The sequence below is a fragment of the Amycolatopsis sp. NPDC058278 genome (genome assembly GCF_042881395.1).
Lineage (GTDB): Bacteria > Actinomycetota > Actinomycetes > Mycobacteriales > Pseudonocardiaceae > Amycolatopsis.
In genome coordinates this window covers 46,010-65,886 of record NZ_JBHVXZ010000015.1, presented here as the reverse complement: position 1 = coordinate 65,886, position 19,877 = coordinate 46,010, and the positions used below count along the sequence as shown (strand labels likewise).

Genomic DNA, 19,877 nt, shown 5'->3' with positions numbered 1-19,877 from the left:
CGCGGTATCGCCCGTTGACCTGCGAGAGGCTCACAGGGGATGAACGCGGCAGCGGACGGTACCCTGATGAGCAGGTGTCCAGGCACCACGGGTTGTCAAGATCGTGATGGCGGGTATCACAGGAGCCGCCCAACCAGGGAGGGTCGAGGCCACCAGGGCCGAGTCGTATGAACCGGAAGAGCGTGCTCAGGAACCCACTGCTGTGGATCGTCGCGGGGTTGCTGGCGTTGTTCGCGTACAACACGATCTTCGACAGTGATCGTGGGTACACCCAGGCACCCATCTCGGTGGCGAACTCCCAGATCACCTCGAACAACGTCAAGGAAGCCAGCCTCGAGGACAAGGAACAGCAGCTCAAGCTGCTGCTGACCAAGCCCATCGACGTCGACGGCCAGCAGGTCACCCAGATCATTTCGCAGTACCCGGCGGACGCCACCCGCCCGATCTACGACTCGTTGATCGCGGCGAAGGCGGGCGCCCCGCCGATCAAGTTCACCACCAAGGTGACCCAGCAGGGCGTGCTGACGCAGATCCTCATCTTCGCCATCCCGCTCGCCCTCGTCCTGGGCCTGCTGATGTGGATGATGAACAACGCCCAGGGTGGCGGCAACCGCGTCCTCAACTTCGGCAAGTCCAAGGCCAAGCAGCTGAACAAGGACATGCCCAAGACGACCTTCGGGGACGTCGCGGGTGCCGACGAGGCCGTCGAAGAGCTGTACGAGATCAAGGACTTCCTGCAGAACCCGGCGCGCTACCAGGCACTCGGGGCGAAGATCCCGAAGGGCGTGCTGCTCTACGGGCCGCCCGGTACCGGTAAGACGCTGCTGGCCAGGGCCGTCGCCGGCGAGGCGGGCGTGCCGTTCTACACGATCTCCGGCTCGGACTTCGTCGAGATGTTCGTCGGTGTCGGTGCCTCGCGGGTGCGTGACCTGTTCGAGCAGGCCAAGCAGAACGCGCCGTGCATCATCTTCGTCGACGAGATCGACGCGGTCGGCCGCCAGCGCGGCGCCGGCCTCGGCGGCGGTCACGACGAGCGCGAGCAGACGCTGAACCAGCTGCTCGTCGAGATGGACGGCTTCGACGCCCGCGGTGGGATCATCCTGATCGCGGCGACGAACCGGCCCGACATCCTGGACCCGGCGCTGCTGCGCCCGGGCCGCTTCGACCGGCAGATCCCGGTCTCGGCGCCCGACATGCGCGGCCGTCGCGCGATCCTCGAGGTGCACGCCAAGGGCAAGCCGATCGCGCAGGGCACCGACCTGGGCAGCCTGGCCAAGCGGACCGTCGGCATGTCCGGCGCCGACCTGGCGAACGTGCTGAACGAGGCCGCGCTGCTCACCGCCCGCAAGAACGGGCACGTGATCAGCGACGTCGAACTCGAGGAGTCCGTCGACCGCGTGGTCGGCGGCCCCGCCCGCAAGAGCCGGATCATCTCCGAGAAGGAGAAGAAGATCACGGCCTACCACGAGGGCGGGCACGCGCTCGCCGCGTGGGCGATGCCGGACATCGAACCGGTCTACAAGCTGACGATCCTGCCGCGCGGCCGGACGGGCGGGCACGCGCTGCTCGTCCCGGAAGACGACAAGGACCTGATGACCCGCTCCGAGATGATCGGGCGGCTGGTCTTCGCGATGGGTGGCCGCACGGCGGAGGAGCTCGTCTTCCACGAGCCCACCACCGGCGCCTCGTCGGACATCGAGCAGGCGACGAAGATCGCCCGCGCGATGGTCACCGAGTACGGCATGAGCGCCCGGCTCGGCGCGGTCAAGTACGGCCAGGAACAGGGCGACCCGTTCCTCGGCCGCTCGGCCGGGCGGCAGGCGGACTACTCGCTCGAGGTGGCGCACGAGATCGACGAGGAGGTGCGCAAGCTCATCGAGACCGCGCACACCGAGGCGTGGCACGTGCTCAACACCTACCGCGACGTGCTCGACGAGCTGGTCATCGAGCTCCTCGAGAAGGAGACGCTGACCCGCAAGGACCTGGAGCGGATCTTCGCGACGGTCGAGAAGCGCCCGCACATCACCGTGTTCAACGAGTTCGGTGAGCGGACGCCGTCGGACAAGCCGCCGATCAAGACCCCGGGCGAGCTGGCGATGGAGCGCGGCGAGCCGTGGCCGCCGCCGGAGAAGGAGAAGCCGGTCCTGAAGCCGGAGCCGACCCCGGTCGGCACCGCCCAGGGCGCGGGCGACCTGCCGGGCGGTCCGCCGTACCCGTCGCCGGTCGACCCCAACGCGAACCCGTACGCCCCGCCGCAGCCGGGCGCCTACCCGAACGGCGGCCGTCCCTACGGCGGCCCGAACGGTGGCGCCAACGGCTCGGCCCACTGGCCGCAGGCCTACGGCGGCCAGCCGGGCGGTCCGGTGGGCCAGAGCGGCCCGCCGAACTACGGTGCCCCTCCGGGCTGGACGCCCGCGACCTCGCCGGGCGGTCAGCCGGGCCAGTCGTGGCGGCCCGGCGGTGAAGAACGCCCTCGTGAGCACGGCTGGTTCGCCGACCAAGCCGGCAACCAGCAGAGCGAGGGGGAGCGTCGTGACGTGGATGGACCAGAAAAGCCTCAGTGACGCCGACCGCCCGGTCTTCGACCACGACCGGGCGGAGAAGGCGATCCGCGAGCTCCTCTTGGCGTGCGGCGAAGACCCGGAGCGGGACGGTCTCAAGGACACGCCCGCCCGGGTCGCCCGCGCGTACAAAGAGATGTTCGCGGGGCTCTACACCGAGCCGGACTCGGTGCTGGACCGCACGTTCGACGAGGCCCACGAAGAGCTGGTGCTGGTCACGGACATCCCGATGTTCAGCCAGTGTGAACACCACCTGGTGCCCTTCCACGGCGTCGCGCACGTCGGGTACATCCCGAACGCCGGCGGGAAGGTCACCGGGCTCTCCAAGCTCGCTCGCTTAGTCGACCTCTACGCCAAGCGTCCCCAGGTCCAGGAGCGCCTCACCTCCCAGGTCGCCGACGCGATCGTGCGGAAGCTCGAACCGCGGGGCGTCATCGTGGTGATCGAGGCCGAGCACCTCTGCATGGCCATGCGCGGCGTCCGCAAGCCGGGCGCCCGCACGACCACCTCGGCTGTCCGCGGGCAGCTGAAGACCTCGCCGTCGTCCCGGGCGGAGGCGCTCGACCTCATCAGGGCGCGCCGGTGAACGTGGGGCTTCCCGCGCCCGGCCGGTGCGTCGTGATGGGCGTGCTGAACGTGACGCCCGATTCCTTTTCGGACGGTGGCCGGTACCTCGGGCTCGACCAGGCGCTCGAGCACGGCCGCGCGATGTGGGCGCGCGGCGCCGACCTGATCGACGTCGGCGGTGAATCGACGCGGCCGGGGGCGTCCCGGGTGGACGCCGACACCGAACTGCAGCGCATCCTGCCGGTGATCAAGACGCTCGCCGCCGAAGGGATGGCGCTGTCGGTCGACACCACCCGCGCGGCCGTCGCCGCCGCGGCGCTCGACGCCGGTGCGCACGTCATCAACGACGTCTCCGGTGGGCTGGCCGATCCGGACATGGCGCGCGTCGCGGCCGAGGCCGGCGTGCCGTGGGTGCTGATGCACTGGCGCGGGCACAGCAAGGACATGCAGTCGCTCGCCGAGTACGGGGACGTCGTGGCGGACGTGCGGGCCGAGTTGCGGTCCAGAGTGGACGCGGCGCTCGCGGCCGGCGTGGCGGAGAGCGCCATCGTGCTGGACCCCGGGCTCGGGTTCGCGAAGAACGCCGAGCACGACTGGGCGTTGCTGCGCGGCCTGGCCTCGTTGCGTTCGCTCGGTTTCCCGGTGCTCGTCGGCGCCTCGCGCAAGAGGTTCCTCGGCCGCCTTCTGTCCGAAAAGGACGGCACACCGCGTCCGCCGGACGGCCGGGAGGACGCCACCGCGGCGATTTCCGCGCTCGCCGCGGCGGCCGGGGCGTGGGGCGTGCGCGTGCACGAGGTCGGGGCTTCGCTGGACGCGGTCGCGGTGGCGGCCGCTTGGAGGACGGATGGCTGACCGGATCACGCTGACCGGCCTGCGCGTGTTCGGGCGCCACGGCGTGTTCGAGCACGAGAAGCGCGACGGCCAGGAGTTCGTCGTCGACGTCACGGTGTGGCTGGACCTCGGCCCGGCCGCCGCGTCGGACGACCTGACGAAGACCCTGCACTACGGCGAGCTGGCCGAGCTGGCGGCCGGGATCGTCGCGGGCGAGCCGTACGACCTCATCGAGAGCGTCGCGGGCAGGATCGCCGACGAGGTGCTGCGCGACGAGCGCCTGAGCGCGGTCGAGGTGACGGTGCACAAGCCGTCGGCACCGATCCCTCTGACGTTCGACGACGTGGCTGTCACGGTCCGGCGCGACCGGTGAGCCGCGCGGTGCTGTCGCTGGGCTCGAACCTCGGCGACCGCCTCGGGTTCCTCCAGTCGGCACTCGACGCGCTTCGGCCGGCGCTGGTCGCGGTGTCGAGCGTGTACGAGACCAAGGCGTGGGGCGTCGAGGACCAGCCGGACTTCCTCAACGCGGTGTGCGTGGTCGACGACCCGGCGCGCGACCACTGGGCGTGGCTGCGCACGGGTCAGGCCGCCGAGCAGGCGGCGGGCCGGGTGCGCGAGCTGCGCTGGGGCCCGCGGACGCTGGACGTCGACGTGGTCACGGTGGACGGCGTGACGTCCGAGGACCCGGAGCTGCTGCTGCCGCACCCGGGCACACCGGACCGCGCGAGCGTGCTGGTGCCATGGGCGGAGATCGAGCCGGACGCAATCCTGCCGGGCCACGGCCCGATCGCGGCGCTGCTCGCCGCTCGCCCCGCGGACGAAGTGGCAACGGTCCGCCGGACGGACCTCGCCCTGCGCTGACGCCGGACCAAGCCGGGGCGGCCTGGGGACAAGACCTGTGGACACCGCGAGAACCCTGTGGACAACTGGGGTGCGCGGGCCCGGAATTGTCGGTCCTCACGAGTAACGTTGAAACCGGGGGTCCCCCGAGCGGCCGATGACCGGAAAGAGCCGAGCGGGGGGCGCGACGGCGGGAACGAGCGGCGGCCCGCTGGCCGGAGCCACGCGGCCGGAGCCCGCGGCGGCGGCCGGAAAGCCGTCGCGCGGCGGGCGCCAAAAGGCCAAGCCGGTGCCCGTGCCGCGAGGCGGGATGGCCGCGGTTTCAACGGCCGGAAACGTGACTCATCGGTGAACCGGCGGTGACCGTTACCGATCACCGCCGGTCCGTCGCCGAACTGCCGTTCCGGTGCGGTCAGCCGCGCAGCGCCGCGATCATGAAACCGACCGCGGGCTGCGTGGTCGGGACCGGGGGCCAGTCGTTGATGATGGCCAGCAGCTGCCAGTAGCGCTCGGCGCGCGGGTCGCCGCTGGCGGCGAAGCGGTCCGCCAGCTCGCGGCGGAACTCGGCCGAACCCGCGTCCTGGTCTGGTCGCGCGGAGGCCGCCGCGATGTCGGCCGCAAGCGCTTGCCCCCGCTCGGACGTCGGGGTTTCTGCGGCTTCGAGGGCCTCCTGAGCGCGCGCGATCCACTCGTTCCAATGGGTTCGCCAGGCCTCCGCCGGCTGCTGGAACTCGCCGTCCTCGATCTGCTTGGCCTGGGTTTCGCTCATCTTGCGGATCAAGGCCCGGAACTCCGGGTCCTGGACCAGCTCGGCGAACTCGATCCAGGCCTCGAGCTGCTCGGGCGTCGGGTCGTCGGGCAGCTCCGGCTTCCCGGCGCGCATCCGGCGGTAGAACTCCTGGTCGATGTCGAGCCCGGCGACCATTTCGTCCCAGAACTCGTCGACCAGCCGCTTGCGCTCCTCGTCGGACATCGACGCGAGACGGTTCATCAGGTTCACTTCCTCCAGTTCGGAATTGCGCTTGGCCACCGCGCGCAGCACCGCCCGGCGCAGCCGCAGCCGCCGGATCTGCTCGTCGAGCGCCTCGACGTGCCGGACCGCCAGCTCGCCGACGGTCGTCGACTGCGTCAGGGCGGCGGAGACGTCGGCGAGGCCGAGACCCAGCTCCCGCAGCGTGCGGACCAGCTCCAGGCGGGCCATCGCCGCCGCGTCGTAGAGCCGGTAGCCGGCGTCGGTCCGCTCGGTCGGCGGCAGGAGGCCTTCGTCCGAGTAGAAGCGGATGGTCTTGACCGGCAGGCCGGTCCGCCGGGACAGCTCGCCGATGGTGAAGGTCGCGGTGGTGCCCACAAAACGCATGATGAACTCTCCAGTCGGTGGAGAGTCAACCCTTGCACGGTACGGTTGAGCCATGCACTTCACCCGGCCTCGCGACCTCGTGATCGCCGGGCTGCTCGGCCTGGGCCTCGGCTACCTGCTCTTCCAGACCGCCTACGGCTCGCTGCCGCAGCTGCCCCTGCTCGCCGGCGTCACCTTCGCCGTGCTGGCCGTGATCGAGGTCGTGCTCGCCTTCTCGGTCCGGTCGCGCATCAAGAACGGCCGGGTCGTCAGCGCGATCGGGGTCGCCCGATCGGTGGCCCTGGCCAAGGCTTCGTCACTCGCCGGAGCGTTCATGGCCGGCGCCTGGCTCGCGGCGCTCGCCTATCTTTTTCCCAGACGTGACGAACTCGTCGCCGCGGTGCTCGACACGCGCGCCGCGTTGGTCGGCGTGGTGTCCGCCGCGGCCCTGGTAGCAGCGGCTTTGTGGCTCGAACACTGTTGCCGGACCCCCCAAGACCACGATCGTGAGCGCACCCGCGGGACGACCGGTTAGCGCTGGAATCCCACCGCTCGCTGGACCGAGTAGGTCTCGTTCGGATTACGAGCAGGTACGGTGTCAGTCATGACCGGCGTGGGTGACGACTCGCGCGGCCGCCTCTTGGGCAGGCCGTGGCTCGTTGTCGGCTTTGTCCTCGCCATCGGAGCCACCCTCGCACTGGTGCTCAGCGACGATCTCCGCTATCTCCGGCTCGGGATCGTCGCGGCCCTCTGGGCCGCCCTGATCGGCGCTTTTCTCGCCGTGAAGTACCGCAAGAGCGCGGCACAGAGCGAGGACGCGGTCGCCGAGGCGCAGGCTGTGTACGAACTGGAGCTGGAACGCGAGATCGCGGCCCGGCGCGAGTACGAGCTGGAGATGGAGGCGGAGAACCGCACCGCGGCCGACTCCAAGGGCCGCGAGGAGCTGGAGGCGCTGCGCGCCGAGGTGTCCGCGCTGCGCGACAGCCTCCAGTCGCTGTTCGGCGGCGAGGTGCTGCTCGAACGCGTCGCGCTGACCGCGCAGGCCACCCGGATGCGCAAGCTGTCCGACGAGAACCGCATGATTCCCGACAGCGCGCCGAAGAAGAAGCCCGCTCAGCTGATGGCCGGGAAGAAGCCGGTGGTCGAGGGCGGCGAGCGGCCGACCGAGCTGATCGACCGCGTCCTCGACGAGCGCCGCCGCAAGGCCTCCAACGGGAAGCCCGCGAACGGCAAGGGCCTCGGCAAGGGCAAGGGCTTCGGCGGCAAGCCGGTCCCGAAGACGCCGGCGAACGTCTCCGTGCAGAGCACCCAGCAGATGGCCCGGCCGAAGCCGCTGAGCGAGCGCCGTCCGCCGGTGCCGCCGGTCGACCCGGCGCTGAACGCCGCGCAGCGCGAGCTGAAGGCCGCCGAACTGCGGGCCGAAGCGGCGCGTCGCCAGGCCGAATCGCAGCCGATGCGGCTGCCGAAGCAGGAAGAAGTCGCGATGCAGCCCGAGCGCCGTCCTGAGGCCGCCGCCGAGCCGACGCGCCGGGACGTGCCACGGCCCGACCCCAAGACCGAGATCCGGCGTCCGCAGGAGCCGAAGACCGAGATCCGCCGCCCGCAGGAGCCGCAGACGGAGATCCGCCGCCCCGAGCCGCCGCCCGCTCGCCGGGCCGAGATGTCGCGATCGGACATCCGGCCCGTGGAGATGTCGCGGCCCGACATCCCGCGCGTGGAGATGTCGCGGCCCGATATCCCGCGGGTGGAGATGTCGCGACCGGACATCCCGCGTGTCGAGATGTCGCGTCCGGACCTCCCGCGTGTCGAGGCGCCGCGGCCGGACATGCCGCGGCCCGAGGCCCCGCGTCCGAACGTCTCGCGGGCCGAAGCGTCGCGTTCGGACATTCCGCGGGTCGAGATGCCGCGGCCGAACGTCCCGCGGGCTGAACCGTCGCGTTCGGACATTCCGCGGGTTGAGATGTCGCGTCCGGACATCCCTCGGGTCGAAATGTCCAGGCCGGACATCCCCCGCGTGGAGATGTCGCGCCCGGACATTCCGCGGGTCGAGATGTCGCGGCCCGATATCCCGCGGATGGAGATGCCGCGGCCGAACGTCCCGCGGGCCGAAGCTTCGCGGTCGGACATCCCGCGCGTCGAGATGTCCCGGTCGGACCTTCCGCGCGTCGGCGGGCAGCCGAACGGTGCGCGGCCCGAGCCCCGCAAGGCGCCCGAGCCGCCGCGGCCGGTGCCGGGGCGTCCGGCGGCCAACGTGCCGCCGCCGAAGCCGTCCGAGATGTCGCGTTCGGACATCCGGCCGGTCAAGGACCTCAGCGCGGCCTTCCAGAACCGCGACGACTTCGCCGAGCGCCAGCGGCCCAACCGGCCGAAGCCGCCCGAACCGAAGCCGCCGATGCCGCGGGACGCCGCGGCGTCCCGCACCGACATCCCGCCGGTGGTCCCCCCGACGACGCCGGTGCCGAGCAACAACCCGTCGCCGCGGCAGCCGTCGCGCACGGACCTGCCCCCGGTGGTGCCGCCGACCACGCCGGTCCCGGCGGCCGACAGCCGCCGCCCGTCGCGGCTGGAGCAGTTCTCGCGGGCCGACATGTCGCCGATCCTGGAGGAGCCGCCGTCCCGCCACGGTGGTTCGCACGGTGGTTCGCACCGGGCGCCGGCGGAGGCCGCCAAGGCCGAGCCGCCGATGGCGAACCCGACGTTGCCGGAGTCGGTCCGCAACTTCCAGGGCCGCTCCGGCGGCCGCCGTCGCAAGCCGGAGGAATCGCAGCAGCTGCCGGTGGTGCCGCCGGCGCCGGAGCCCCCGGGTGGCGGCCGCCGCCGCCGTCCGGACGGCGAGCCCCCGGCCTGGGAAGGCATGGTCGCGGAGCGGGCCTCGATGTCCCGCCGGGGCATGGCCCCGGTGGACCCGGCGGACGTCGAGCAGCAGCAGAACGGCAACGGCCACAACGGAGCCCGCAACGGCCACCGAGCGGCCCCGGAACCGGCCCCGGGCAGCGGATCCCATGCGGCGGGCCGCTCGGTGAGCGAACTGCTGGCGGCCAACGGCGGCACGGGCTCGACGCCCCGCCGCCGGCGGCGCGCGGAGGACTGAGCGGCACCGGGTACGCCAAGCCCCGGCGCGCCAAGGTGGCCTTGGGTGCTCCGTCCATGCCCCGCCGCTGCCCTCGACGGAGGCGCTGCGCGCCGCCGAGCTGATCCGACGGCACCGAGGGCCAGCTTGCGCGTGCCCCCACCGCCACCCTCGACGGAGGCGCTGCGCGCCGCCGTGTTGAGCCGCGCCCAAGGCCACATCGGGGCGCTCACGCGTTCTTGAGGCTTCGGCGCGGGCGGGGCGCGAGAGCTGAGGCGGCATTCCGGTCCTCCCGGCCTCTTGCGTAGGGTGACCCGCTGTGAGCGGAACCCTCTCGCCCGCGACGGGACTTGATCGTGGACGGCGGCCTCGCCGGGTCACCGTGCTGCTGCCGGTGCTCGGGCTGATCGTGGTGGCCCTGTGCGGCCTGTTCCTGTTCGGGCTGGCCACCGCGCGGGTCGGGCCCCTCGCCGTCACCATCGGTGTCCTCGCCGCGCTCGTGCCCGTGGCCGGCGTCGTCGCCGGGTTCCTCTGGGTCGACCGGTGGGAGCCCGAGCCCGCCAAGTTCCTCCTGCTCGCCTTCGCCTGGGGCGCCTGCATCGCGACCATCACCGCGCTGCTGATCAACACCACCGCCGAAGCCGTCGGGGACGAGCTGCTCGGCTCCGGGCACGGCAACACGATCGCCGCGCTCGTCTCGGCTCCCGTTGTCGAGGAGGCCGCCAAGGCCCTCTTCGTCGTGCTCATCCTCTGGCGGCGGTCCAGCGAGTTCGACGGCGTCGTGGACGGGGTCGTCTACGCCGGGTTCAGCGCCGCCGGGTTCGCCTTCACCGAGAACATCTACTACTTCGGCCGGGCGTTCGCCGACTACGGCTTCGGTGACGGGCACAGCCAGGGCGTCATCACCGCGTTCTTCCTGCGTGGCGTGCTCGCGCCCTTCACCCATCCGCTGTTCGCCGTGCTCACCGGCATCGGGATCGGGATCGCCGCGCGGACGACCGTCAAGGCCCTCAAGATCGCCGCGCCGATCGCCGGGTACCTCGCCGCGGTCTGCCTGCACGCCCTGTGGAACAGTGCCGCCCTGCTCGGCGGGTCGAAGTTCCTCACCGTCTACTTCCTGATCATGCTGCCGCTCTTCCTCGGCGTCGTCTACCTGGTCGTCCTGCAGCGGAAGCGGGAGCAGCGGATCATCGCCGCCGCGCTGCCGCACATGGCCGCGGCCCGGTGGATCGCGCCGTCTGAGGTCGACCTGCTGGCCAGCCTGCCCGGCCGCCGGGCCTGGCGCCGCCAGGCGAAACGGCAGTCCGGAAAACGCGCTGCCCGCGCCGTCGCCATTTACCAGGCGAGCGTGACGGAGCTCGCGTTCCTCGACCGGCACCAGCTCACCAGCGACACCGACCGGCAGCGCCAGCAGGAGCTGCTGCGCACCCTGAAGGCCGCCCGCGCGGAGGCGACGCGCCTCGCCGACGAGGCCGCCCACGGGTGAACCGGTCCGGGTGAAGCTGGTCACCCGGGCTCAACGGCGCGCGTTCGCCCGAGTTAGTCTCGCGCCGTCGTCCGGTACCCGGAGCGGGACTGGAACGAGAGCAGAGGGAGTCTGCGAACCATGAGCGTCCACAGGCGCACGCCATGATGAGGCCCGCCCGCCTCGCGGTCGGCGTCGTTTCCGCCGGCCGGGTGGGCAGCGTGCTCGGCGCCGCGCTGGCCCGGGCGGGGCACACGGTGGTCGCCGCGTCCGGCCTGTCCGCTTCGTCGCTGGCCCGTGCCGAACGCCTCCTGCCCGACGTGCCCCTCCTGCCGCCCGACGAAACCGTCCGCCGGGCGGACCTCGTGCTGCTCGCCCTCCCCGACGACGCGCTCGCCGGGATGATCCGCGGGCTCGTCGCCACCGAGTCGCTCCGGCCCGGCCAGATCGTCGTGCACACCTCCGGTGCGCACGGCATCGACGTCCTGGCCCCCGCGGCCGAGGCCGGGGCTCTGCCGCTCGCCCTGCACCCGGTGATGACGTTCACCGGCCGCGAGGAGGACCTCGAACGGCTGGCGGCGTGCAGCATCGGCGTCACGGCGGCCGAGGACGACGAAGCGGCGTGGAACGTCGGCGAAGCGCTGGCCGTCGAGATGGGCGCCGAGCCGGTGCGGATCCCCGACTCCGCGCGAGCGCTCTACCACGCTGCGTTGGCCCACGGGGCGAACCACCTGATGGCGCTGGTCGCCGACTGCGCGGACCTGTTGCGCCAGGCCGGAATCGGGCAATCCGAACGCCTGGTCGCACCACTGCTCTCGGCGGCATTGGATAATGTGCTGCGACACGGCGACCGTGCCCTCACCGGCCCGGTCGCGCGTGGCGATCTCGGCACCGTCCGCAAGCACCTCGCGGTGCTGGCGGACCAGGCGCCGGACGTGGCGCCGGCCTACCGCGCGCTGGCCAAGCGTACGGTGGCGCGTTCGACGGCGGCCGGGCTGCTGGACACCGCGGCCGCCAAAGACCTCACCGAACTCCTCGACGATCCCGCCGAAGGGCACCAAGACCAGTGACCACACCGAAATTCAGCCGCGGCACCCTCAACGCGTTCGCGTCGCCCGAGCAGGTGAGCCAGGTCAGCCGGGCGCTGCACGGCGTCGGCCGCAAGCTGGCGCTCGTGCCGACCATGGGCGCGCTGCACGCCGGGCACCGCGAGCTGATCCGCCGCGCGAAGCGGCTGCCGAACACCGTCGTGGCCACCTCGATCTTCGTGAACCCGCTGCAGTTCGGCGCGGGCGAGGACTTCGAGGCGTACCCGCGGACGCTGGAGGCCGACCTCGACATCCTGCGCGAGGACGGCATCGAAATCGCCTTCACGCCCAGCGCGGACGCCCTCTACGCCGAAGGTGCCGTGGTGACCGTGCACCCGGGCCCGCTCGGCGCCGAACTCGAAGGGGCCGTCCGGCCCGGCCACTTCGCCGGTGTGCTGACCGTCGTGGCGAAGCTGTTCAACCTGCTCCGTCCGGACTACGCCTTCTTCGGCGAAAAGGACTACCAGCAGCTGGTGCTGATCAAGCGGATGGTGCGCGACCTGAACATCGACACGCGCGTGATCGGCGTGCCGACCGTGCGGGAGCGTGACGGGCTCGCGTTGTCGTCGCGCAACGTCTACCTGACGCCTGAGCAGCGCGAAGACGCCATCGTCCTGTCGGCCGCCCTCACCGCGGGGGCGTTCGTCGGCCGGGACGGTGCCGACGCGGTCCTCGAGACCGCGTGGAAGACCCTCGCCGCGCGGCCCGCGGTCGAGGTGGATTACCTGGAGTTGAGGGGAACCGACCTCGGGCCCGCGCCCGTCGATGGTGAAGCACGCTTGTTGATCGCGGCCCGGGTGGGGAGTACCCGGCTGATCGACAACGTTCCGGTGTTGCTCGGCGCTTCGGTAGATCACCCAGCGCACCCGGAGCGGGACGCAGGGGAATAGGAGTCCACGATGTACCGCACCATGCTCAAGTCGAAGATCCACCGGGTGACCGTGACCCAGGCCGACCTGCACTACGTCGGTTCGGTGACGGTCGACGAGGACCTGATGGAGGCCGCGGACCTGCTGCCGGGGGAACAGGTGTCCATTGTGGACGTCACCAACGGGGCGCGGCTGGAGACCTACGTCATCAAGGGGGAACGCGGCAGCGGGGTGCTCGGCATCAACGGTGCCGCGGCGCACCTGGTGCACCCGGGTGACCTGGTCATCCTCATCTCGTACGGCCAGATGGACGACGCCGAGGCGGCGACGTACCAGCCGCGCGTGGTGTTCGTCGACGCGGACAACCGGATCGTCCACCGGCACACCGACCCCGGCCACGCGCCGGAGGGTTCCGGGCTGCTGTCCGGCACGGTGATCCTGCCGCCGGACGAGGAGGCGGCGATCTTCCCGGTCGCCGAGACGGCCGACGCCCGCCGCCTCGACGCGTTGCTGCACGCGGAAAGCTGACCCGCTTGCTGCTCACCGTCGACGTCGGCAACACGAACATCGTGCTGGGGCTGTGGTCCGGTCAGGAGCTCGTGGGCGACTGGCGCATGCGCACGGACGCGCGCATCACGGCCGACGAGCTGGCGTTGACGGTCCGCGGGCTGCTCGGCCCGCACGCGGACGCGGTGTCCGGGATCAGTGCGTTGTCGACGGTGCCGGCCGTGCTGCGCGAGCTGCGGGTGATGCTCGGCCGGTACTACGCCCGGGTCCCGAAGATCGTGGTCGAGCCGGGCGTGCGCACCGGCGTGGCGCTGCTGGTGGACAACCCGAAGGAGGTGGGCGCGGACCGGCTGGTGAACACGCTGGCCGCGCACCACCTCCACAGCACGGCGTGCGTGGTGGTCGACTTCGGCACGTCGACCAACGTGGACGCGATCTCGGCCCGTGGCGAGTTCCTGGGCGGCGCGTTCGCCCCCGGGATCGAGATTTCGGTGGACGCGCTGGCGTTGCGCGCGGCGGCGCTGCGGAAGGTCGAACTGGTGCCGCCGCGGTCGGTGATCGGCAAGAACACGGTGGAGTGCCTGCAGTCCGGGATCCTGTACGGCTTCGCGGGCCAGGTGGACGGGCTGGTGCGCCGCATCGTCCGCGAGCTTTCGCCGGGCGGCGCGGAACCGGTGGCGGTGCTGGCCACGGGCGGCCTGGCGCCGCTGGTGCTGGACGAGTCGGAGACGATCACCGACCACGTCCCGGAGCTGACGCTGCTCGGCCTGCGGCTGGCGTACGAGCGCAACATCCGGCCCTGAGCAGGGACAGCCGTCAGCCGCGGGCCAGGCGGCGGCGCTCCAGCACGTATCCCAGCGCCGTGACCGCCAACGCCGGGAAGGCCACCTTGGCCTGCGGGAACCTCGCGGCACCCGGCGGGTCCACCGCCTTCGACCCCGGATAGGCCAGTGCCGAAATCTGCGTCACCCAGTACAGCGACGCCAGTACCGCGCCGGCGTCGAGGCCCGCCCGGGCCGGCGCCCGCCACAGCTGCCACAGGCTGGTGACGCCCAGCGCGAGTCCCAGGCTCATCGTCTGGCCGTTGTGGAACTTGGCGTGCGGCGGCCAGGCCGGGTTGTGCACGTGGGTCTCGTTCCAGTCGGCACGGTACGGGCCCACCGCCGTCACGACCGAAGTCAGCGAGATCAGTGCCCGTCCCAGAGATTTCCTGCGCATGACTCCAGTATCGAACCTCGACCTCGATCGAGGTCAAGGACGAAGAACGTCAGCGCCGCCGCGCGCGCAGGACCGTGGTGATCAGCGGCAGGTCGAACTCGCCGTTCGCGGTGGCCGGATTCGCGGCCAGGAACCGCCGGAGCCGGCCCAGCAGGGCCGCCGACTCCTCCGGCGCCGACACGATCACCTTCGAATACGTCGCGATCGTCTCCAGCAGGGTCTCCGCGGTGCGCCGTTGCGTGTGGCGGAACCGGTCGCTTTCGAACGGCTCGAACGCCGGGTGCGTCACCTCGCGCATATCTTCGATGCTCGTCGGGCGGCGGGCGCCGTCGCGGCCCAGCGTGGTGAACTCCGCGACCCACGGCACCGATTCGTCTTCGTAGTTCCACATCGGCACGCACACGCCGCCCGGGCGCAGCACGCGGCGGATCTCCGTCATCGCCACGGGTACGTCGAACCAATGGAACGCCTGGCCGACGAAAACCGCCTCGACGGTCTCGTCGGGCAGGGGGATCCGTTCCGCGTTCCCCGCCAGTGACGTCGCGGAGGGCACGGCTCGCTCGAGTTCCGCGCGCATTTCCGGGTCGGGTTCGACCGCGGTGACGTCGAGCCCGAGCGCGGTCAGCCCGAGGGTGAGTTTGCCGGTTCCGGCGCCGAGATCGAGCACCCGGCGCGGTGTTCCGCGGACCCCGGAAAGGCCCCACTCGATCGCCTCCCGCGGGTAATCGGGCCGGTGCTGGGCGTACTCGGCGGCGCGGCTGCCGAAGGAAGACGCACGCTGACCTCGGGTGGGATCGCTCATCGGTCCAGGCTAATGGAGGGAAAGGTAAAGGTAATCCGGTTGGCGTAGCGGTCAGCCGGGTTCGTACCCTATGGCCATGACCGAAAACCCCGCTTCCACCAGCGAGCCCGCCGAAGACGAACTGCCCGAGCAGATGCGGGTGCGCCGGGAGAAGCGCGACCGGATCCTGGCGGAGGGTATCGATCCCTACCCGGTCGAGGTACCCCGCACGCACTCGCTCGCCGAGGTGCGCGCGGCGCATTCCGGTCTCCCCGCCGATACCGCCACGGGCGCGCAGGTCGGCGTCACCGGCCGGGTGATGTTCCTGCGCAATACGGGCAAGCTGTGCTTCGCGAGCCTCCGCGACGGCGACTCCGAACTCCAGGCGATGATCAGCCTGGCGAAGGTCGGCGAGGACGCGCTGGCGGCGTGGAAGTCCGACGTCGACCTCGGCGACCACGTGTTCGTGCAGGGCGAGGTCATCACGTCCAAGCGCGGTGAGCTTTCGGTGATGGCCGACGCGTGGCGCATCACGTCGAAGGCGCTGCGCCCGCTGCCGAACGCCTTCAAGGACCTGGCCGAAGAGACGCGGATCCGCCAGCGCTACGTCGACCTCATCATGCGCCCGCGCGCGCGGGACGTCGTGCGCACGCGCGCCGGCGTGGTCCGGTCGCTGCGGGAGTCGTTCCACCGCCGCGGGTTCACCGAGGTCGAGACGCCGATGCTGCAGACGCTGCACGGCGGCGCCGCGGCCCGCCCCTTCGTCACGCATTCCAACGCGTTCGACATGGAGCTCTTCCTGCGGATCGCCCCGGAGCTCTACCTCAAGCGCTGCGTCGTCGGCGGCATCGAGAAGGTCTTCGAGATCAACCGCAACTTCCGGAACGAGGGCAGCGACTCGTCGCATTCGCCGGAGTTCGCGATGCTCGAGTACTACGAGGCCTACGCCACGTACGACACGAACGCGGTGATGACGCGGCAGCTGATCCAGGAGGCCGCGCAGACGGTGCTGGACACCCAGGTCGTCACGCTGCCCGACGGTTCGGAGTACGACCTCTCCGGCGAATGGACCACGCTCGGAATGTACGAGTCGTTGTCCGATTCCCTCGGCGAAGAGGTGACGCCGGAGACGCCCGCCGCCAAACTGCTCGGATTCGCGCAGGCCAGGGGCCTGGAAGTGGATCCGAAGCTCGGGCACGGGAAGCTCGTCGAGGAACTGTGGGAACACCTCGTCGGAGATCACCTGCACGCACCGACGTTTGTCCGTGATTTTCCGCTGGAGACGTCGCCATTGACGAGGCAGCACCGCTCCCGGGCGGGGGTGGCCGAGAAGTGGGACCTCTACGTGCGCGGATTCGAACTCGCCACCGGATACTCCGAGCTGGTCGATCCGGTCGTCGAACGGGAACGCCTCACCGAACAGTCGCTGCTGGCCGCGCAGGGCGATAGCGAAGCCATGCGGCTCGACGAGGATTTCCTGCGGGCCCTGGAGTACGGAATGCCCCCGAGCGGTGGTGTCGGAATGGGGATCGACCGCCTCCTCATGGCGCTGACCGGCCTCGGTATCCGGGAGACGATCCTCTTCCCGCTGGTACGGCCTGAATAACCCGGCCGTGTGAGGATAGCGACTGGTTATGGATATGAGATTTGCGCTGCACTCCAGAAGCGGGTACTAATGTTCTAGACAAAGTCTTCTGTCCCGGGGCTCGCCCCGTACCAGATCATTGAGTAAGCCCCGCAGGAGGAATCGGATGGCACAGAAGGTGCTCGTCTCGCTGGTCGACGACCTCGACGGCAGTGAGGCGGAAGAGACCGTCGAGTTCGGTTTGGACGGAGTCAGCTACCAGATCGATCTCTCCTCGGAAAACGCGGAGGAGCTGCGGGACGCGCTCGCTCAGTATGTCGAGCACGCGCGTCGTGCGGGAGGGCGCAAGCGCGCCACGGTTCGCCCGGTCGCGGGTAAGGGTTCGGCTCGCCCGGCCGCTGTCGACCGTGAGCAGAACCAGGCGATCCGGTCGTGGGCGCGCAAGAACGGTTACGCGGTTTCCGACCGCGGCCGCATCCCCTCCGAGGTCGTCGAGGCTTACCACAAGAAGAACTGAAGATTGTTCACGCCGCCTCCGCGCGGGCCGGCTGCGAGTCGCTGACCAGCAGCGATCCCGTACGCGTGGTGGCGTGGCCAATCGCCGACGCGGGGTTTCCAGCGGTGGCCGCCGGGCGCATTTTCGCCCGGCGGCTTTCTTCATGTCCGGTCGCTGTCCGGTTCCCGTTCTCCCGCGCGTGCGGTTCGGGCGTACTCGGCAGGCGACTGTCCGGTCACCGTCCGGAAATCGCGGATGAAGTGCGACTGGTCGCTATAGCCCAGTCGAACCGCCAGACCGGCGTAATCGCGTTGTCCTTCTGTGACGAGCCGCTGCGCTGCGTCATTGAGACGGTAAATCCGGATCGCCCACTTGGGCGGGCAGCCGACGTGTTCGGCGAACACCCGCTGGAGGGACCGGGTGGTTAGTCCAGTATCCGCGCACAGTTGCGCCACCCGGGTAATTCCCGGATCCCGTGCGATTTGTTCCACCGCCTCCGCCGCCGCGCGGGCGGCCGGAGACAGCCGCACGGGATTTGCGATCAGCAAGTTGTCGATGGCACCGACCATTTGCGCATCGGTGCCGGCCGTGCGCACCGATTCGGCGGCCGTCGACGCCGCGGCCCCGAAAACGTCGGTGAGCGGGACGGCCCGGTCGGCGATGTCACGCACGGGTCCGCCGAGGAACGCGCGGAAGGTGCCCGGCCGGAATCGCACGCCCAAGCCCTGGACACGGCCGGTCAAGCGGTGGGAAAAGACGTCGTGGGCCGGGCCGTGGACACCGGAGGCGCCCGGGAAGAACGTGACGTGGACCGAGAGGTTCGGCAGCACCCGCTGCTCGTACGGTGGTTTGCCGCGCAGGTCCCAGCGCAGGATCCAGTGGTATTCGACGAATTCGGCGAGTTCCGGGGCCGGCGGGTGCCTGGTCAGCGTGAACATCGTGCGCGCGGTGGCTTCGGCCACGATGCCGCGCGGGATCCGGTGCGTCACGGGTTCACGGTAGCTGTCGCGTTCGTTCAAGACGCGCTGCTCGGCGGCGAGTTTGGATCACCGGCATGACTGCCGAGTTGCTGCGTCCCGCCGCGGCCGAATTCCTCCGGATCGCGTGTGCGGTCCCCGACCTGACCGCGCCGACGCCGTGCGCGGGGTACGACGTCCGCGGGCTGCTCAACCACCTCCTGTACTGGGGCCCGTGGTTGATCGCCGCGGGACGGCGCGAGGACCCGCCCGCGATGGGGTCCGCCGAAGCGGAGGCGGCCCTGGTGACGGACGGCTGGCGCGCGGATCTGGAGAAGCAGACGGAGACGCTGGTGGAGGTGTTCGGGACGCCGGCGGCGTGGACGGGCACGACGGCGCTGGGTTCGGCGCCGATGCCGTCGGCGGTGGTGGGCGCGATGGTGCTGGGCGAGTTCGTGCTGCACGGCTGGGACCTGGCCCGGGCGAGCGGCCAGGAGTGCGCTTACGCCCCCGAAGCGGCGACGGCGGTGTACGAGTCCGCGGTCGCGATGGGCGACCAGGCGCGGTCGATGGGGGTGTACGGGCCGGCGGTGGCGGTGGCCGCCGATGCCTCGCCGCTGGAGCGGGCGCTGGGGGCGGCCGGCCGGGATCCGGGCCGGCCGGCCTGAGTCACCGGGGGCAGGTGCGCGGGCAGCCGTCGCACTCCGTGGCCGAGGGAAGCAGGTACGAAAAACAGCAGCTCTCCCGCCGCCGCGTCCACTCGCGGTGGCCGTCCGGGCCCTCCTGCAGGCGCAACGTCGACGCCGAGGTCAGCGGCGGGTACCGGGCGTCGAGCACCAGTGCCGCGTCCGCCACGCCCGCGCCCTCGGCCTCCGGGGTCCCGCCTTGGCGGCCCGCCCACCACAGCGAGTTCTCCAGCGCGTCCGTCGCCGCCGCCCACAGCGTCCGGCGGCCCAACCTGCTGAGCGGTGCGTACGCCCGGACGAACTGGGCCGCGTGAGCCAGGTAACGCGCCCGGAGGACGGCCGCCAGCGCGCGTTCGTCGCGGACCACGGTGGCCTCCGGGCGGGCCGAGCCCGGGTCGGTCGGGAGGCAGTGGAACGCGTCACCCAGCACCGCCATGCCGTCGGGGTGCGGCCGGTCGTCGGCCAGCCGGAACGCCAGCTCGGCCGGCTTCAGCGACGGCACCCGGCGCTCGTGGTGCCACAACAGCGCGCCGACGTACGCCGGGACGTGGAGGTACCAGGTCAGCACCCAGCTGGCCGTGGTCCGCGACGGCGTCGCGTCGTGCTCGCGCAGCAGCCAGTCGCCCAGCAGGCCGCGCCACTCGTCGAAGTACCCGGGTGTCTCCAGCAGCTCCGAACAGCGGATCCAGCCCGCCGGGACGTCACGTCGCAGTTCGGAGCGTTCCTGCAGGCCGGAGACCCGCCGCAACGACGACGCGAGGCCGTCGCCGACCTCGCGTGCGTCACGGAAGGACCGCTGCTGGCTCAACCGCGGCCCTCCTCGGGTGCCGTAGTGGATTAGGCGTGCCTAACCTTACAGACTTCCGGGAGCTGCGCCAATCGGGTGGGGCACTCCCAGCTTGCGGACTGTTCGCGGTGAGCGGACAGGGCGCGGATGGCGGAATCCGCGTGGCCGTTCGCACGTTGGGCTTGACGTAAAGGTGCAGGGCAACCTGATGATGGGAGCACCCGGGAGACACCA

20 protein-coding genes are annotated in these 19,877 nt (G+C 71.2%); 15 read left to right on the top strand and 5 right to left on the bottom strand.

Annotated elements, in window-relative coordinates; all coding sequences use genetic code 11:
* The first annotated feature begins 167 nt into the window (after positions 1-167).
* Genes ftsH through folK form a run of 5 tightly spaced genes read left to right on the top strand, consistent with a single transcriptional unit; the run spans position 168 to position 4,820 of the window.
* Positions 168-2,564, top strand: coding sequence for an ATP-dependent zinc metalloprotease FtsH (ftsH, locus tag ACFVYA_RS10450; protein WP_387044341.1), 2,397 nt, complete (start codon positions 168-170; stop codon positions 2,562-2,564).
* Complete coding sequence (folE, locus tag ACFVYA_RS10445; protein ID WP_387044339.1) at positions 2,542-3,147, top strand: GTP cyclohydrolase I FolE; 606 nt, start codon at positions 2,542-2,544, stop codon at positions 3,145-3,147. The genes ftsH and folE overlap by 23 nt, the downstream gene beginning before the upstream one ends.
* A gap of 35 nt (positions 3,148-3,182) precedes the next feature.
* Entirely contained in the window at positions 3,183-3,980 is a 798-nt protein-coding gene (gene folP, locus ACFVYA_RS10440) for a dihydropteroate synthase (RefSeq protein WP_387044410.1), read from the top strand.
* The gene (gene folB, locus ACFVYA_RS10435) at positions 3,973-4,332 is read left to right on the top strand and encodes a dihydroneopterin aldolase (protein ID WP_285986968.1); all 360 of its coding nucleotides are present in this window, start codon (positions 3,973-3,975) and stop codon (positions 4,330-4,332) included. The genes folP and folB overlap by 8 nt, the downstream gene beginning before the upstream one ends.
* Positions 4,329-4,820: a 2-amino-4-hydroxy-6-hydroxymethyldihydropteridine diphosphokinase gene (folK, locus tag ACFVYA_RS10430; RefSeq protein ID WP_387044337.1), complete on the top strand. Its 492-nt coding sequence runs from the start codon at positions 4,329-4,331 to the stop codon at positions 4,818-4,820. The genes folB and folK overlap by 4 nt, the downstream gene beginning before the upstream one ends.
* Before the next feature lie 391 nt (positions 4,821-5,211).
* Here folK and ACFVYA_RS10425 read toward each other — a convergent pair whose 3' ends face one another.
* The gene (locus ACFVYA_RS10425; protein ID WP_387044335.1) at positions 5,212-6,147 is read right to left on the bottom strand and encodes a MerR family transcriptional regulator; all 936 of its coding nucleotides are present in this window, start codon (positions 6,145-6,147) and stop codon (positions 5,212-5,214) included.
* A 61-nt stretch (positions 6,148-6,208) separates the two neighbouring features.
* On the opposite strand from ACFVYA_RS10425, the gene ACFVYA_RS10420 reads away from it, so the two are divergent.
* The 7 genes from ACFVYA_RS10420 to ACFVYA_RS10390 all read left to right on the top strand — a co-directional run bounded on the left by ACFVYA_RS10420 (position 6,209) and on the right by ACFVYA_RS10390 (position 13,937).
* Positions 6,209-6,670, top strand: a complete 462-nt coding sequence (locus ACFVYA_RS10420) for a DUF3180 domain-containing protein (protein WP_285986965.1) — start codon at positions 6,209-6,211, stop codon at positions 6,668-6,670.
* Positions 6,671-6,739: 69 nt separating this feature from the next.
* The gene (locus tag ACFVYA_RS10415; RefSeq protein WP_387044332.1) at positions 6,740-9,226 is read left to right on the top strand and encodes a DUF6779 domain-containing protein; all 2,487 of its coding nucleotides are present in this window, start codon (positions 6,740-6,742) and stop codon (positions 9,224-9,226) included.
* A 361-nt stretch (positions 9,227-9,587) separates the two neighbouring features.
* Positions 9,588-10,691: a PrsW family intramembrane metalloprotease gene (locus ACFVYA_RS10410; protein ID WP_285993993.1), complete on the top strand. Its 1,104-nt coding sequence runs from the start codon at positions 9,588-9,590 to the stop codon at positions 10,689-10,691.
* Between the two features lie 89 nt (positions 10,692-10,780).
* Positions 10,781-11,740: a Rossmann-like and DUF2520 domain-containing protein gene (locus ACFVYA_RS10405; RefSeq protein WP_387044408.1), complete on the top strand. Its 960-nt coding sequence runs from the start codon at positions 10,781-10,783 to the stop codon at positions 11,738-11,740.
* Complete coding sequence (gene panC / locus ACFVYA_RS10400; protein ID WP_387044330.1) at positions 11,737-12,648, top strand: pantoate--beta-alanine ligase; 912 nt, start codon at positions 11,737-11,739, stop codon at positions 12,646-12,648. Before ACFVYA_RS10405 ends, panC begins: the two co-directional genes overlap by 4 nt.
* Before the next feature lie 9 nt (positions 12,649-12,657).
* On the top strand, positions 12,658-13,155 hold the full coding sequence (gene panD, locus ACFVYA_RS10395; RefSeq protein ID WP_387044328.1) for an aspartate 1-decarboxylase: 498 nt from the start codon (positions 12,658-12,660) through the stop codon (positions 13,153-13,155).
* A gap of 5 nt (positions 13,156-13,160) precedes the next feature.
* On the top strand, positions 13,161-13,937 hold the full coding sequence (locus ACFVYA_RS10390) for a type III pantothenate kinase (RefSeq protein WP_285986960.1): 777 nt from the start codon (positions 13,161-13,163) through the stop codon (positions 13,935-13,937).
* Between the two features lie 13 nt (positions 13,938-13,950).
* Here the strand turns inward: ACFVYA_RS10390 and ACFVYA_RS10385 are convergent, their stop codons facing one another.
* Together ACFVYA_RS10385 and ACFVYA_RS10380 are read right to left on the bottom strand one after the other, a co-directional pair.
* Complete coding sequence (locus tag ACFVYA_RS10385; protein ID WP_285986959.1) at positions 13,951-14,352, bottom strand: DUF6640 family protein; 402 nt, start codon at positions 14,350-14,352, stop codon at positions 13,951-13,953.
* A 49-nt stretch (positions 14,353-14,401) separates the two neighbouring features.
* On the bottom strand, positions 14,402-15,154 hold the full coding sequence (locus ACFVYA_RS10380; RefSeq protein ID WP_285986958.1) for a class I SAM-dependent methyltransferase: 753 nt from the start codon (positions 15,152-15,154) through the stop codon (positions 14,402-14,404).
* Positions 15,155-15,230: 76 nt separating this feature from the next.
* Here ACFVYA_RS10380 and lysS point away from each other — a divergent pair, with 76 nt between their 5' ends.
* Positions 15,231-16,739 (top strand): lysine--tRNA ligase, encoded by a 1,509-nt coding sequence (gene lysS, locus ACFVYA_RS10375; protein WP_387044326.1) that lies wholly within the window; start codon positions 15,231-15,233, stop codon positions 16,737-16,739.
* Positions 16,740-16,884: 145 nt separating this feature from the next.
* Positions 16,885-17,235, top strand: a complete 351-nt coding sequence (locus ACFVYA_RS10370) for an Lsr2 family protein (protein ID WP_013230453.1) — start codon at positions 16,885-16,887, stop codon at positions 17,233-17,235.
* Positions 17,236-17,375: 140 nt separating this feature from the next.
* Here ACFVYA_RS10370 and ACFVYA_RS10365 read toward each other — a convergent pair whose 3' ends face one another.
* On the bottom strand, positions 17,376-18,233 hold the full coding sequence (locus ACFVYA_RS10365) for a DUF6597 domain-containing transcriptional factor (protein WP_387044324.1): 858 nt from the start codon (positions 18,231-18,233) through the stop codon (positions 17,376-17,378).
* A 35-nt stretch (positions 18,234-18,268) separates the two neighbouring features.
* Here ACFVYA_RS10365 and ACFVYA_RS10360 point away from each other — a divergent pair, with 35 nt between their 5' ends.
* Entirely contained in the window at positions 18,269-18,838 is a 570-nt protein-coding gene (locus ACFVYA_RS10360; protein WP_387044322.1) for a TIGR03086 family metal-binding protein, read from the top strand.
* A gap of 1 nt (position 18,839) precedes the next feature.
* Here the strand turns inward: ACFVYA_RS10360 and ACFVYA_RS10355 are convergent, their stop codons facing one another.
* Positions 18,840-19,664, bottom strand: a complete 825-nt coding sequence (locus tag ACFVYA_RS10355) for a (2Fe-2S)-binding protein (protein ID WP_285986954.1) — start codon at positions 19,662-19,664, stop codon at positions 18,840-18,842.
* Positions 19,665-19,877: the final 213 nt, after the last annotated feature.